Raw genomic sequence first — 14,498 nt, 5'->3', positions numbered from 1 at the left:
AAGTATTTCTAAGTTTAAAGAGTGCAGTGTCTTCGTTTTTTATTGAATTAACTTTTACATGTTGGTTCAATATTTTCTATTCTCTTGGAACTTAGTTCTCGTTTACTTCTCACAAAAGCAATAAAATCTATTATCTCTTCTGTTGACAGTGATTCTCCATCTACTAAAAGTGTTGCATCTGGATCGTTTAGGAGTCTTGTAATATCAATTACATCTTTGTTTTGATGTGAATGTTCAATTCGACCTAATATATAATCTACAGATGTATCAAATAAATCGGCTATTTTAGATAAAGATTGTAATGAAGGTAATCTATAACCATTTTCATAACCAGCATAGGTGCTTTTCGCAATCCCAAGTCGATCTGCTGTCTCTTGTAAGGACCATTTTTGATTTTTTCTTAATTTAGATAAACGTTCCAGCATTCGTCTCATACCCCATCTAATTTTATTAAATTAATTATAGCATAGAAAAAGAATCAAGAATAGAAAAAAAGTACGCGTATTGAATACAAAATCTTGATTAATTCAAATTAAGTTCTATAATGATAAATATAAATACGCATTACGCGAACGATATATCGTTGTTTATTTTATGGAGGGGTTGTGTATGAAGAAAATTTTATTACTTGCAACTGGTGGGACAATTGCATCTGTGGAGGGGAATGAGGGGCTTGTTCCAGGATTGTCTGCTGAGGAATTATTGAATTATTTTTCGAAGTCTTCTCGAAACTTAGAAATAGATTGCAAAATCTTAATGAATATTGATAGTACCAATATGCAACCTGAGCACTGGAAAGAAATAGCTAATGCTGTTTTTAATCACTATGATGACTATGACGGGTTTGTGATTACACATGGAACGGATACGTTAGCTTATACATCTTCCGCGTTATCTTATATGCTGCAAGGTTTAAGAAAACCAGTTGTTTTAACAGGCTCACAAGTACCTATTAGTTTTAAAAAGACAGATGCAAAGAAAAATGTAGCTGATGCTCTTAGATTTGCCTGTGAGGATGTTGGCGGTGTGTTTATTGTTTTTGATAGTAGGGTGATTATTGGGACGAGAGCAGTTAAAATGCGAACAAAAAGTTATGATGCATTTGAAAGTGTGAATTATCCATATGTTGCTGAGGTAAATGAAGATGAAGTGAAATATCATTGGAAGCCAACGTCCCCCCATAATGAACTTTCAATAAATACTAATTTATGTACGGATGTTTTTCTTATGAAATTGTATCCAGGTACAAAGCCAGAGATATTTGATTGCTTAAAAGATTTGTATAAAGGAATTATTATTGAAAGTTTTGGAAACGGTGGATTACCTTTTGAAGGAAGGAACTTGCTTTCGAAAATTCAAGAGTTGACTGAAATGGGGATTGCTGTAGTGATTACTACTCAATGCCTGGAAGAAGGAGAAGACATACTTCTCTATGAAGTAGGACGGAAAGTGGCACAACATCAAGTAATATTGTCTGGAGATATGAATACGGAAGCCATCATAGCAAAATTGATGTGGGCGCTTGGGAAAACTAATAAATTAGAAGAGATTAAAAAAATTATTGAAGAGCCTTTAGTCTACGATTTAACAATAAAATCTGATAAGGATTGGTAATGACTTCATATGATTTATTTAGGTTTTACATTTAATATGGGGGAGAAATTAAAATGGCAATGACAAACAAGAATATGCGAGTAGAGAATGATTTTTTGGGAGGAAAGGAATTACCTATTGAGGCATATTACGGAATTCAGACTTTACGCGCTGTTGAAAATTTCCCGATTACAGGGTATAAAATTCATGAAAGTTTAATTAGAGCGTTCGCAATTGTAAAAAAAGCAGCAGCGCTTGCTAATACAGATGTAGGAAGATTGGAATTGAACAAGGGTGGCGCGATCGCAGAAGCTGCTCAAGAAATTCTTGATGGAAAATGGCACGATCATTTCATCGTCGATCCAATTCAGGGTGGAGCGGGTACTTCAATGAACATGAATGCAAATGAAGTCATTGCCAATCGTGCTCTTGAATTATTAGGAATGGAAAAGGGAGACTATCATTATATTAGTCCAAATAGTCATGTAAATATGGCCCAATCAACAAATGATGCATTCCCAACGGCGATTCATATCGCAACGTTAAATGCATTAGAAGGCTTATTACAAACGATGGGTTATATGCATGATGTATTTGAATTAAAAGCCGAACAGTTCGATCATGTGATTAAAATGGGACGTACACATTTACAAGACGCTGTGCCAATTCGCCTTGGACAAGAGTTTAAAGCATACTCTCGCGTACTTGAACGTGATATGAAACGAATTCAACAATCGCGTCAACATTTATATGAAGTAAATATGGGGGCAACTGCAGTTGGTACAGGCTTAAATGCAGATCCAGAATATATTGAAGCAGTTGTAAAACATTTAGCTGCAATTAGTGAACTACCGCTTGTTGGTGCAGAAGATTTAGTAGATGCGACGCAAAATACGGATGCTTATACTGAAGTATCTGCAGCACTTAAAGTATGTATGATGAATATGTCTAAAATCGCGAATGACCTTCGCTTAATGGCATCAGGTCCACGTGTTGGCTTAGCGGAAATTATGTTACCAGCTCGTCAACCAGGTTCATCTATTATGCCAGGGAAAGTAAACCCTGTTATGCCAGAAGTTATTAATCAAATTGCGTTCCAAGTAATAGGTAATGATCATACAATTTGCCTTGCTTCAGAAGCAGGACAATTAGAATTAAACGTTATGGAACCAGTACTTGTTTTCAACTTACTGCAATCGATTAGCATTATGAATAACGGTTTCCGTGCTTTTACAGATAATTGCTTAAAAGGAATTGAAGCGAATGAAGATCGCTTAAAAGAGTATGTTGAGAAAAGTGTAGGAATTATTACAGCCGTGAACCCTCATATCGGTTATGAAGCAGCAGCCTGCGTTGCGAAAGAAGCAATTGCAACAGGGCAATCCGTTCGAGAACTTTGTGTGAAAAATGGTGTATTGTCACAAGAAGACTTAGAGTTAATTCTAGATCCATTCGAAATGACACACCCAGGGATTGCAGGAGCAATTCTTTTAAAGAAAAATTAAAAGAAGAGGGGGGGGACAAGTCCCTTCTCTTTGTTTACAATATAGGGAGATTATAAGTAAGTATACAGTGGCGTTTAATGGTTTATAGAAACAAAATTAAGAGGAGCAGCAATATAATCAACATCACTTTTAAATAAAGAGGATTTATTAAAATATCCTATCATGTTAACAACAAATTCACATGAACCTTTATAAAGCATTATGACCAACCATGAATAAATAGTTGGCCATAATGATCTTAAAGATCCATATCTTTTAATCCAGGACTATGCTCATTTGGCATTTCAGGAAGTTCTGGTACAGGAAAACCTTTTGGCGGGTCAGTTACTGCTAATGTTCCTTTGTTTCTACTTGGTGATTCACCTTGGAATATTTCTCCCATTCTTGTTGGATCTAAACTAAAATTAAATTGTGCGTTATGGAATCCCATGTCTACATACTTTCTGCACTCTGGGTATTTATTAATATCATAGTTCGGCACAGGGAAGAGTTTCCCCCATTCAACACCCAATGTCTCTAAAGCTTTTGCGAAAGCATTTTGATGTGCATTATCACGTACAATTAAAAATGCAAGTGTTTCTCTAAAAGTTTGATTGGAACTCATTTCATAAATTCTAGTTTTTTGAAGTACACCTGTAGATTCAAGTACTACGTTATCTAATAAATCGCTAATTAAATTCCCATGACTATATACCCAAGATCCATTCCATGGGTTGCCAGCTGCATCAACAGGCAATGAACTTTGAGCACCTACAATAAAGTGGTGAGGATTTGCATGTTTAACCGCTTCATCAAGTGGTGCGTTGTCAATACCAGCATTTCCTGGCGTAGGTTCACCAGATCCAGTTAATAGTTGATTAATTGTATGTTGTACAAGTTCTACATGGCTTATTTCCTCTAAAAAAACACCTCGAAGTAAATCACGATATTGCTTCTCTTTACCTCTAAAATTTGAGCTTTGGAAGAAGTATTGCATCATTGTACGCATTTCGCCATAATGCCCACCTAATATTTCTTGTAAAACTTTTGCGGCAGCTGGATCTGGTTTGTCCGGCTTGATAATATTAATCAGTTCTTCTTTATAATAAAACATGAAGTACACCTCTTTTAAGTTAGTTAACATTGTTATCGTGTCCGCTATTTGGTTACTTAATACTTTAATTCATGTTTTTACCAATTAATTATTATCTCAAAATGCAAAATTTTTGAAAATAACTATTTTAGATGTGAGATGAAAATAGGGGATAGATACTTAGCATTTAATAAAAAAAGATAAGATTACGAAATGTAATCTTATCTTTTCATTAAGAATAATGAATTGTAGCTTCAAGGCTTCAGAATGACTTTTATACAATCATCTTCACGATTATTAAAAATTTGATAACCGTAGCTCGCTTCTTCAAGGGGGATTTTGTGTGTAATAATCTCTTTTGGATCAAATTCTTTATTTGTTATTTTTTCAAATAGTTCTGGCATAAAATGAATGACAGGTGCTTGTCCCATTTTAAGATTAATATTTCTAACCCAAAATGCTCCGAGTGGAAATGCATTATAATTGCCACCATAAACGCCAGTTATTTGAACCGTTCCATATTTTCTTACAGCTTTCGTAGCAATTTGAATAGGGCCGAGAGTTCCGCCTTGTAATTTCAATTTTTGTTCCAGAAATTCTAGTGGCGATTTTTTTCCATCCATTCCCACGCAATCAATGACTACATCAGCACCGCCATGTGTAATTTCCTTTAAATGTTCTCCCATATCTGGAAATTTTGTAAACTCAAATACCTCAACGTTGTTAATCTTTTTTGCATAATTCATCCGATAATCTAAGTAATCCACTGCAATTACACGTTTAGCACCTTGCATCCAAGCAAATTTTTGTGTCATTAATCCAACAGGTCCACAACCAAGGACGATAACAGTATCACCTGGCTTAACGCCTGCGTTTATTACACTCCAATAGGCTGTAGGTAAAACATCTGATAAAAATAGTAGGGATTCATCTTCAAGCTCGCATGATTCCGGTATAACAAATGGAGTAAAATTTCCAAATGGAACTTTTAAATATTCTGCTTGTCCGCCTGGATGATTACCAAATTTCTCCGTATAACCAAAGTATCCACCAGAATCGTAATGAGGGTTTGAGTTATCACATTGACTTTCCATTTCATGTTGGCAATAGAAACAATGTCCACAAGAAACGTTGAAGGGGATGACAACACGATCGCCTTTTTTCACTTTAGTGACATCTGGGCCGACTTCTTCAACGATTCCCATTGGTTCATGGCCGATAATGTATCCTTGAGGTAAGGGCATGTTACCTTGATATAAATGTAAATCAGAACCGCAAATAGCGGTTGAAGTAATTCTTACAATAATATCATCTTTTTTCTCTAACTTTGCATCATCAACTTGTTTAACTTGTACTTGATTTGGTCCTTGATAGGTTACAGCTTTCATCTCATATCTCCTTTTGGATTATGTCTCAAAACATAATTTTATTTAATCTCTTGTTGAAATAGAAATCTTGCTTTTATTTACTGAAGGGAATTAGGAAGTATACATAGTGTTGTTATGAAAGTATGTTATATCAGTTATTCTTTCTTATATGTTTTGCCCTACTTTAAGAAAAAAATCAATTTTTATTCATAATCTAATTTCCATAAAAAGGATAATTATTATTTCATAATTTGTAGCATATTAAAAACATCGGAGGTGAAATAAGATGGCAAACAATAATAGTGGAAGTCGTAATGAATTGTTAGTTCGAGGTGCTGAACAAGCTCTTGATCAAATGAAATATGAAATTGCACAAGAGTTTGGTGTACAACTTGGTGCAGATACAACAGCTCGTGCAAACGGATCTGTTGGTGGCGAAATTACAAAACGTTTAGTAGCAATGGCTGAACAACAACTTGGTGGTAGAGCTAACCGCTAAGTAAATTGGCTTAAAATATAGCAAATATGTAAATCAATTTCTTTTGTGTATTCATAAAAATAAAAAAACTTATATTAAACAGATACTCACTCAAAGATTATTGATAATCTTCTTTCATAATCTTTGAGTATTTAATTTGTAAACTACTTTCCTAAACAATAAACACGCGGTGTTGGAAAGGTGTTTTCCATGCATAGTAGAAAATCTTTTGCAGGAAAAAGCATACTTAAAAATTTGATTTCAATATTGAAATCAATATTTATTATGATATTTTCGAAAGGTAGGAATTTAAAAATGGGTATATTAAGTGGAAATCCTCAAAATGAACCGTTACATTACGGTGAAGTATTTGACATTTGGAGCTATCTTCTTGCTGCACAGGGTGCGATTGCAAGCCATCAAGTATTTATGAATCATACAGGTGATGAAGACTTGAAGAAGTTTTTAGAAGGCTTAATTGAAAATGATATGAATTCGGAAATAGAAGAATTAAAAGCTCTTTTAAAGATTAATGGGGTCGCTTTACCGCCTGCTCCTCCAGAACGACCAGTTGCATCTATCGAAGACATTCCTCCGGGAGCACGTATTAATGATGTTGAAATTGCTGCTGCTGTTTCTGCAGGATTAGCAGCTGGACTTGTGACATGTAGTCAAGTGATGGGAAAATGTCTTCGAGAAGATGTAGGGATGCTATTTGGCCAATTTCATATGAAAAAAGCGCAGGCAGGTGTAACTCTGCTACGTTTAAGTAAGAAAAAAGGGTGGGTAGTTCCACCTCCGTTACATGTAAGAAATTCTGATCAAGCTTAATAAACAAAAATAAAAAAGTGGCATTGGCCACTTTTTATTTTTGAGATGTATCCTCAAGCTTGGATTTATTTATTGTGGAAGAATCTATATATTCATCTGATATTTCCATAGCATATTTATCATGATGAATATGATTGCGATTTTTTAATTCATCGTCGTTACGTAGCACTAGCCTCTTCATATAAATATGGAAGAAAACTTCTGTTCCACCAATAATTAAAGCGGCTATAAATGAAGAAAGTCCAATGTTACGAGTAGCATCTAAATTAGTAAACAAGGATGTTAGTAACCAAGTTCCGAAAAAGCTTAAGCCGAAATCTGCCATTGTAGCAATCATATTTCCGTATTTAGGTAAAATGAAGAGGTCTCCGATTAAATAGGCAGCTCCCGTAAGAAAAAGAGAAATTAGTAATACTCTAGGAATTGAAATACCTTGAAAGATACTGAGCATGATTAGCAATACTGCAGTTATCGCTGTGTATTTAATTAATAAGGCAACAATATGTTTCATCATTTTCCTCCATTGTTTAAACGTATATGGAATACAATATTTCATTAAAAACGGATTATGCTTTTATATAGCGTAACCCGTTTTAATCACCCCTTAATGGTAAGAAGTACAACCTGGGTAAGAAGCAGGCTTATACTATGGATAGTATTTGCGGAATATCGAGCTTTATTCATAAAGGGTAGTTCCATTCTTATAATAGAGATGTTGCCTAAGTACAGTGTTTTTTCATATTAAACTTAATATTCGTTGGTGTTTTGATTCATTAATATAAAAATAAACAAAATATTTCCGCATTTAATGCATCTTTTTATTTATATATTTTCCGTAATCAGGTACAGCAATTTTATCAAATTCTTGAACGAGTGTTTTGAGGCTTGTTGATAGCAATTCACCTGACATTGGTATCCCATGTCCAGTAATAGCGACTAGAGGCTTTAATTCTTCTAATTTAATGACTGATTCTTTAGCTGCTTTCCAGTCTGTTGTTAAATAACGAGGGGGTCCGCTTATTTCCTGTTCTTGAGTTATTACTTTATACAGATACTCCTGTTTCACTGTAACAAAAGCGTCCCCAGCAATTAAAGTTCGGTCTTTCTCTCTGAATAATGAAATATGCCCAGGAGTATGCCCTGATGTATGAATCCATCTAAACTCTGGCATATGGGGAACAGTTCCATCGGTAGGTAGTGCTTTTACGCTATTTCCTAAATCAATCGGTTCATTAGGGAACAGGGGAGACATTTTCGCTACCATACCACCTTCAACTGTAGGGTCTGGTTCTGGATAGCTTTGTTGTCCAGTCAAAAACGGTATCTCCATTTGATGGGCATAGACTGGAACATCCCAATATTTAATGAGTTCAATTATTCCTCCAACATGATCAAAATGCCCATGAGTTAAAATAATTGCTTTTGGACGGCTATTTGTACCAAATCGCTCCTCAGTAACAGAGATAATTTCATTTGCACATTTAGGCATTCCAGCATCAACTAAAACAAAATCATTGGTCTTAGGATTTCCAACAAAGCATATATTGACGATTTGAATCGTGTAACAAAATAAATCAGGTAATACTTCGAGGCCATGACCACTTTCAATTGAAGTTGCTGGAATAAACTTGTAATCACTTCCATAATTCATTTCCTTGTTCACCTTTTGTCCCCCTTAATATGTTTTAATACGACATTATAGTTCCCTAATTTCTCAAATCCATTTTGGGGGATTTGAGAAAAGAATTAGTGGGGATTACAAAAAACAAAAATTAAGGTGGAGACATATCGATTTATATAAAGTGCAAACAGAAAATATTGATTTCACAAGTGTAGTTTTTACTATTTTTTGAGGAGGGGTTATGAGTTAATAAAAGGTTCATCTGAATATTTTAACGTAGGTTTATAAAGAATACAGAACAGTTTCTAATAGAAATTCATTAAATGAGGCGATTACTTGTACCGATGCTTTTCATAATCAAAGGATATTTAAGTTTTGTGATGTAATTGAGATTGATTAAATTATGCTTTTCAATAGCTATTAACAGCCCTTTAAGTGATACTAATATCTCTTACTAGCTATATGATATATTCTATTTTTTATCTAACTAACGCTCTTAGTGTAGCTGGTGTCCTTGCATTGAGTACTTCATGGTTTTTATTCATTTTCACATGTTTCATCCGAAAGAAAAACGGAAATCCCTTCTTTATTAGAGATAGGAAATTCCGGTTCATCTTTTTTATAAACAGTTCAATTGTATTTCAAATTCACATGATGATTCGGTAAATCACCTTGGATAAAGTAGGCTTTATTGATAGCGAATCTGTATTTCTTGATTGATTACTGCCTATTCCTCATACATCATTTTCCTCGTCATTCCACCGTCTACGACAAGGTTTATACCTGTAACAAAATCATTTTCGTTGGCTGTTAAATACAGACAGGCTCGTGCAATATCATCTGGTGTTCCTACACGCTTTGATAGGTGCTGTTCATGATCAATTTTACTTAATTTTGAATAATCTCCTGTTTCAATCCAACCTGGGGAAATAGCATTCACGGTAATCCTATCTTCGCTAAATGAGGCTGCGAGCGCATGTGTAATAGCAACGATCCCACCTTTTGTGGCAGCATAAGATTCTGAATTTGGCTCAGACATAATCGCCCTTGTAGAGGCAATATTCACGATAGATCCACCTTCTTTGTTATGACGCATATACTTTGCTGCTTCACGTGAACCCAAGAAAACGCTTCTTAGGTTTGTGCTTATTACATCGTCCCATTCTTCTAGCGAAATATCGTAAGGAGACTTGAATAACTCTTTTCCTGCATTATTAATTAAAATATCTATCTGACCGTATGTTTGATTAGCTACTTCCATTAATCGAATAATATCTGTTTCCAGCCTTACATCTGTTTGTACGAAAAGTGCTTCTTTACCCTGTTCTTTCATCTTAGTAACTGTTTTTGCACCTGCTTTTTCGTCTATATCTGCTAAAATAACATTGGCCCCTTTTTCTGCATAATGTAAAGCAATTCCTCTCCCGATTCCATTTCCAGCCCCTGTTATGATCACTGATTTATTAGAAAAATCCATTGTAATTACACTCCTTTTAAAAAAATATAACGTCTTTATTTTTTAATATAACATACAAAAATTATCCTTCTGCATAAGCAATAGTTAATTGATTATGCCAGTATTTTTATTCTTCACTAATAAAAGGAGTAATTATCTTTTTTTCATAAGAAGATAACACAATATTCGTTGATGGCGTACCATATTGCATTGAATCATCAATAAATTGTTCTAAACTTTCTACAGAATGTGTTGCTATTTTGACAATATAGCTAATTTCTCCTGCTACTCTGTAACACTCAAGTACATCTGGATGATTGTAGCAAAAGTTAGATAATGATTTACAATTTGTTGATTTAAACAGTATAAGTGCAGAAATTGGACGATTTATTTTTTTTAGAGAAACATGTGCATGGTAACCTTCAATAATTTGTTGTTCCTCTAACTTTCGTACTCGCTCAGTTACTGACGGGGAAGATAAGTGAACCGCTTCCGCTAAATCCTTCATTGAAATTTTTGCATTTGACTGTAATAGTCCCACAATTTTTTTATCAATTTGATCCATAAATTATCCAACCTTTTTTTATAAAATAGAATAACCTAAATTCTTTATAAAATAAAGAAAAACAATCAAATATCCTTATTGAACTTATTTATCAGCCTTCTATACTTGTATAAAATAAGGGTAGAAGGAGGCGGTTTACGATATGAAAAAGATTTTATTATTATTAGCTGACGGGTTTGAAGCAGTAGAAGCTAGTGTATTTACAGATGTACTAGGCTGGAATAAATGGGAGGGAGATGGATCAACCGAGGTCGTAACAGTTGGTCTTCGGAATAAATTAACTTGTACTTGGAATTTTACTGTCATACCGGAAAAAACGGTTGATGATATTCAATTAGATGAATTTGATGCACTAGCTATTCCAGGAGGATTTGAAGAGGCTGGTTTTTATCGGGATGCATACAGTAGAGAATTCTTACATGTTATTCAACATTTTTATGCCAAGCAGAAGCCTATTGCCAGTATTTGTGTTGCATCATTAACGCTTGGAAAAAGTGGAATTCTTGTAGGTAAAAAAGCTACCACATACAGTCATCCAACGAGTAAACGAAAAGAGCAGTTAAAGAATTTTGGTGCAATAGTACAAAATGATTTAATAGTACAAGATGGAAATATTATTACATCATCAAATCCAGGCACAGCTTTTGATGTTGCGTTTTTATTACTTGAAAAATTAACATCTAAAAAGAATGCTGAACATGTAAAGGATCTTATGGGATTTTAGGCATTTATCTTCTTATGAGTTTTTGATGCTTGCTAGAAGTAATGTGAAAAGTCGCCGTGCTCTAGTTCTATTTGCTGAACCCGAGGAAAAAGAAAAAGGGTTTTATTATTACAATACTTATAATAGGAGAATTTTTATGATTATAACACTTTTCACATATATTTTGTTAGGTTTATCTTTAGCAATACCCGCAGGTGCTATGACAGTCCAAATGACTAAACAAGGAATGAGAAATGGTTTCGTACATGGTTGGTTTGTAGGTATAGGAGGAATGACTGTAGATTTATCTTTAATCGTCCTGATTTATCTAGGGTTCTCTAGTGTATTAACCAATCCATGGGTAGAAACAGTTATGTGGCTCCTAGGTTTTATATTTTTAATGTTTATTGGAATAGAAAGCATTAAAGAAGCAAAGTCGGAAGTTAACATAGATGGAGAAGATCCTAATAAATCTTTATTATCAGCTTATTTATCTGGTTTTATGATTGCTATATCACCGGCTAATATTGTATTTTGGATAGGGGTCTTTGGCCCGGTTCTCGTTTCTTCATTAGGTAATGCAAGTACATCTACATTTATATTAATAGCTGTAGGTATTTTATTAGGTATCTTTATGCATGATATGATCTTATTAAGCTTTGTTCATTTTACTAGACGTTTTCTAAATCCAACCTTTATTAAAAGAGTATCTATATTTGCCGCAATAGTCCTATTCGGATTTAGTGGTTATTTTGGTTATGAGTTTATAAAACAAGTAATGACTTTTATCTCAAAAGCATAATTCTTATAAACTTAAATAGGGTGGTTATAAGGTAAATGAAAAAGATACGTATTTTAAACGTAACATAATTGTAAATATGTTATATCACGTAGGCAACCCCTTAGGAATTCATTGATCCCTAAGGGGTTTTTAAATTCCTTACACGTAGCCTTTAGAAAAAAGAAACGATCTCAACTATAATTGATATTGTATGAGCTTAGCTCGATAGCTGGGGTACTACCCGCATTTTAACGAAAATATACGCTAAGCAAATTTCGATATAAAAGAAGCCGAATTTTCTACTTTAAGAAACTTTCGCCTTCAATTCGTTATAAGTTAGTTGCCACTTCGTTTTCTCCATATTCTTTCACTATTTTATAAAAAGTATTTTTCTTTAGTTTCAATAGCCCCGAACTTAATTCCCGTTAGTTCTCCATTTTTCCACTTTGGATAAGTTTCTTCTATAATTCATGTGTTGGAGGGAGTGTGAGGCTCCGATCCTGCATTCCATTTTTTTATTCTCTTCGAAAATTCTTCTTATGTAATCTGTTGCGATTGATTGTAAACAAGTTCTAGTGATACATTTGCAGTTGTCTTTTAACATATTCTTGTTGTTTTGAGTTTGATTTTTTGATCATATTAATCACAGCATCGTATTCGAAAAAGAAATGTTTTTTGTTAACTTCAATTATAAAAACATCATTTTGAACAGGATTTTCAAAGGAAAATTGCTCAAAGAATGTAGGGTGGGTCTCGTTATGCACAAGTTTTAACATAGATTATTGTTCCTTTAACTGTATGATTTTATATTGTGTTACCTAATAATATGTTTAAGATGGAGTAGCACTACATCGCTATTAAGCTAAGAAATACATTCTTTCTCAACACGAAAAAAATGAACTGAATTTCTATGGACAACTATGAAAGGATAAAATTTTCGTTTTGTGGATACTTCAAAACCTTAGGTTGGTGGGCATGTATGGAGTGCTCCAAAATTGATCCTTCTATTATTAGATATTATTTGCTTAAAAAAGCTTGCCATTAATGAAAATGGCAAGCTTTTTATCTCTATGAGTAATATTTAACTACATTAAATTAGAAATTAATTAGCTCGTTCTAATTTTTATATAAAAAGGAAGCAAAATCGTAATTAACTTATTTTGTATATATTTCCTTTTTCTAATAGTCATAAGTGTAATGACTATTCTTTCCAAGGTGAATGTAAAACGCAATCACAGAAATTTTTGCGTTTAAAGCCTGGAAGAAGTAACGAGCAAACATCTGCTTTAATGTTTCCAAAAGTAGTTTCAGGTTTATGAGCGAAACCTTCAAGGAAAGCAGGAAGGATTTTTTGTTTGAAATTATCTCGAGGGAAAGCAGATACAACTTGCTCGCGAATTTCCTCTGAAATTTCGTCATATCCATCCCCCATAACATCGTATCCTACTCCAGAATAAATTAATGAAACTTGGGGTTCTTTATATTCAGCAATTCCAATCGTTGTGTGAAGTGCAATCGAATCCCAAACCAGTCTAATTGACTCATTATCCATGCCATGTTGTTGAAGAAAACTACGTGCAGCATTTGCACCATCTACTTCAAAACGTTTGTCTGGACTACTAAATTTCTTTGTAAGTCCAAGATCATGGAATAGAGCGCTAACATATAATAGCTCTTCATCATACTTAAGATCAGCCTTTTTCCCTTGAAGGGCACCGAATAAGTAAACACGATTTGAATGATTCCAAAGTAAATCGTTACCATATTCACGAAGAATTTCTTGCGCCTCTACAGCTATTTTACTATCTGGAATTACGATACCTGCAACTGTTTTTTGCATATAAATTGCCTCCTATAAATAATTGATATTGTCTAATTTTCTTGCTAGCTCATGAGCTTAACTTAATTATATAAAGCATCTATTATTTATCAATGTAATCGTTTCTATCGTTTTCATAGAAAGTATCTATGATTAAGGTTTCAATAAATCATCAAGAAACAAACTCAAATAACTACTTTTAACTTAAAAAATTTTGGCGCCTCCTATTTCACGAATTAAATTTATCCTTAATATATAAATGTTTTATGTACTCAAAATAATAGATGATATCTATGTTAACTATAGAAATTATAGAATTGATTAATAGTTAACTGAGAGTTAAACTGAAGTTGCTTTACAAGATAGCAATACGAAATGATAAGTAACTTTAATAGATAAAAATTTCACGATAAGGGGTATATAAAGTATCTTGTAAAGCGTGGTTTTAAACGTAAGGATATCTGTATATGTTTAGGTTAGAACTTAAAGGTAATCCTTTGAATCCATTATGCTTTTGCAAAAGAGGACTAGTGTGAAATGAAGTTATTTTCTTGTAGTGAATGGCTTTCATTCTTCTATGTATATTAATAAAAGTAATGAAAGCTTGTTGATGGCAAAGATTATATTATCAATGTTTGCTTTATGTTTTTTAGGAAGCCAATGTTTTTTATTTCATTTAAGTATTTGAATGTGTTTTAGCTAGTTCG

The 14,498-nt window shown here is 33.6% G+C and carries 14 protein-coding genes; 6 read left to right on the top strand and 8 right to left on the bottom strand.

Annotation, left to right across the window (positions count from 1 at the left end):
- Positions 1-47: 47 nt before the first annotated feature.
- Complete coding sequence (gene ansR, locus AC22L0_RS11765; RefSeq protein WP_487272270.1) at positions 48-425, bottom strand: HTH-type transcriptional regulator AnsR; 378 nt, start codon at positions 423-425, stop codon at positions 48-50.
- Between the two features lie 184 nt (positions 426-609).
- Here ansR and ansA point away from each other — a divergent pair, with 184 nt between their 5' ends.
- Both ansA and aspA read left to right on the top strand, forming a co-directional pair.
- Positions 610-1,614, top strand: coding sequence for an asparaginase (gene ansA / locus AC22L0_RS11760; RefSeq protein WP_000722296.1), 1,005 nt, complete (start codon positions 610-612; stop codon positions 1,612-1,614).
- 53 nt (positions 1,615-1,667) lie between these two features.
- Positions 1,668-3,098 (top strand): aspartate ammonia-lyase, encoded by a 1,431-nt coding sequence (gene aspA, locus AC22L0_RS11755; RefSeq protein WP_454430105.1) that lies wholly within the window; start codon positions 1,668-1,670, stop codon positions 3,096-3,098.
- 238 nt (positions 3,099-3,336) lie between these two features.
- On the opposite strand, the gene AC22L0_RS11750 is transcribed toward aspA, so the two are convergent.
- Complete coding sequence (locus tag AC22L0_RS11750) at positions 3,337-4,191, bottom strand: manganese catalase family protein (protein WP_087966883.1); 855 nt, start codon at positions 4,189-4,191, stop codon at positions 3,337-3,339.
- 233 nt (positions 4,192-4,424) lie between these two features.
- On the bottom strand, positions 4,425-5,558 hold the full coding sequence (locus tag AC22L0_RS11745; RefSeq protein WP_087966885.1) for a zinc-dependent alcohol dehydrogenase: 1,134 nt from the start codon (positions 5,556-5,558) through the stop codon (positions 4,425-4,427).
- A 265-nt stretch (positions 5,559-5,823) separates the two neighbouring features.
- Here AC22L0_RS11745 and sasP point away from each other — a divergent pair, with 265 nt between their 5' ends.
- Complete coding sequence (gene sasP / locus AC22L0_RS11740) at positions 5,824-6,036, top strand: small acid-soluble spore protein, SasP family (protein ID WP_000002840.1); 213 nt, start codon at positions 5,824-5,826, stop codon at positions 6,034-6,036.
- Between the two features lie 294 nt (positions 6,037-6,330).
- A complete protein-coding gene (locus tag AC22L0_RS11735) occupies positions 6,331-6,846 on the top strand; it encodes a DUF3231 family protein (RefSeq protein WP_002101091.1) in 516 nt (171 codons plus the stop codon).
- A gap of 34 nt (positions 6,847-6,880) precedes the next feature.
- Here the strand turns inward: AC22L0_RS11735 and AC22L0_RS11730 are convergent, their stop codons facing one another.
- From AC22L0_RS11730 to AC22L0_RS11715, 4 genes are all read right to left on the bottom strand, one after another.
- Positions 6,881-7,357 (bottom strand): YndM family protein, encoded by a 477-nt coding sequence (locus AC22L0_RS11730; RefSeq protein WP_140160738.1) that lies wholly within the window; start codon positions 7,355-7,357, stop codon positions 6,881-6,883.
- A 294-nt stretch (positions 7,358-7,651) separates the two neighbouring features.
- Positions 7,652-8,509 (bottom strand): MBL fold metallo-hydrolase, encoded by an 858-nt coding sequence (locus tag AC22L0_RS11725; RefSeq protein ID WP_048568566.1) that lies wholly within the window; start codon positions 8,507-8,509, stop codon positions 7,652-7,654.
- Between the two features lie 685 nt (positions 8,510-9,194).
- Positions 9,195-9,944, bottom strand: coding sequence for a glucose 1-dehydrogenase (locus tag AC22L0_RS11720; RefSeq protein ID WP_000347900.1), 750 nt, complete (start codon positions 9,942-9,944; stop codon positions 9,195-9,197).
- Between the two features lie 106 nt (positions 9,945-10,050).
- On the bottom strand, positions 10,051-10,488 hold the full coding sequence (locus tag AC22L0_RS11715) for an Lrp/AsnC family transcriptional regulator (RefSeq protein ID WP_000372089.1): 438 nt from the start codon (positions 10,486-10,488) through the stop codon (positions 10,051-10,053).
- 142 nt (positions 10,489-10,630) lie between these two features.
- On the opposite strand from AC22L0_RS11715, the gene AC22L0_RS11710 reads away from it, so the two are divergent.
- A complete protein-coding gene (locus tag AC22L0_RS11710; protein WP_000722336.1) occupies positions 10,631-11,212 on the top strand; it encodes a DJ-1/PfpI family protein in 582 nt (193 codons plus the stop codon).
- 136 nt (positions 11,213-11,348) lie between these two features.
- Positions 11,349-11,993, top strand: coding sequence for a LysE family translocator (locus AC22L0_RS11705; protein ID WP_000587494.1), 645 nt, complete (start codon positions 11,349-11,351; stop codon positions 11,991-11,993).
- 1,180 nt (positions 11,994-13,173) lie between these two features.
- Here AC22L0_RS11705 and AC22L0_RS11700 read toward each other — a convergent pair.
- On the bottom strand, positions 13,174-13,812 hold the full coding sequence (locus AC22L0_RS11700; RefSeq protein WP_001174222.1) for an HD domain-containing protein: 639 nt from the start codon (positions 13,810-13,812) through the stop codon (positions 13,174-13,176).
- Between the last annotated feature and the right edge of the window lie 686 nt (positions 13,813-14,498).

Source organism: Bacillus sp. LQ01, assembly GCF_057624735.1.
The sequence above is the reverse complement of the archived record's forward strand: the minus strand, read 5'-3'. Positions and strand labels throughout refer to the sequence as shown.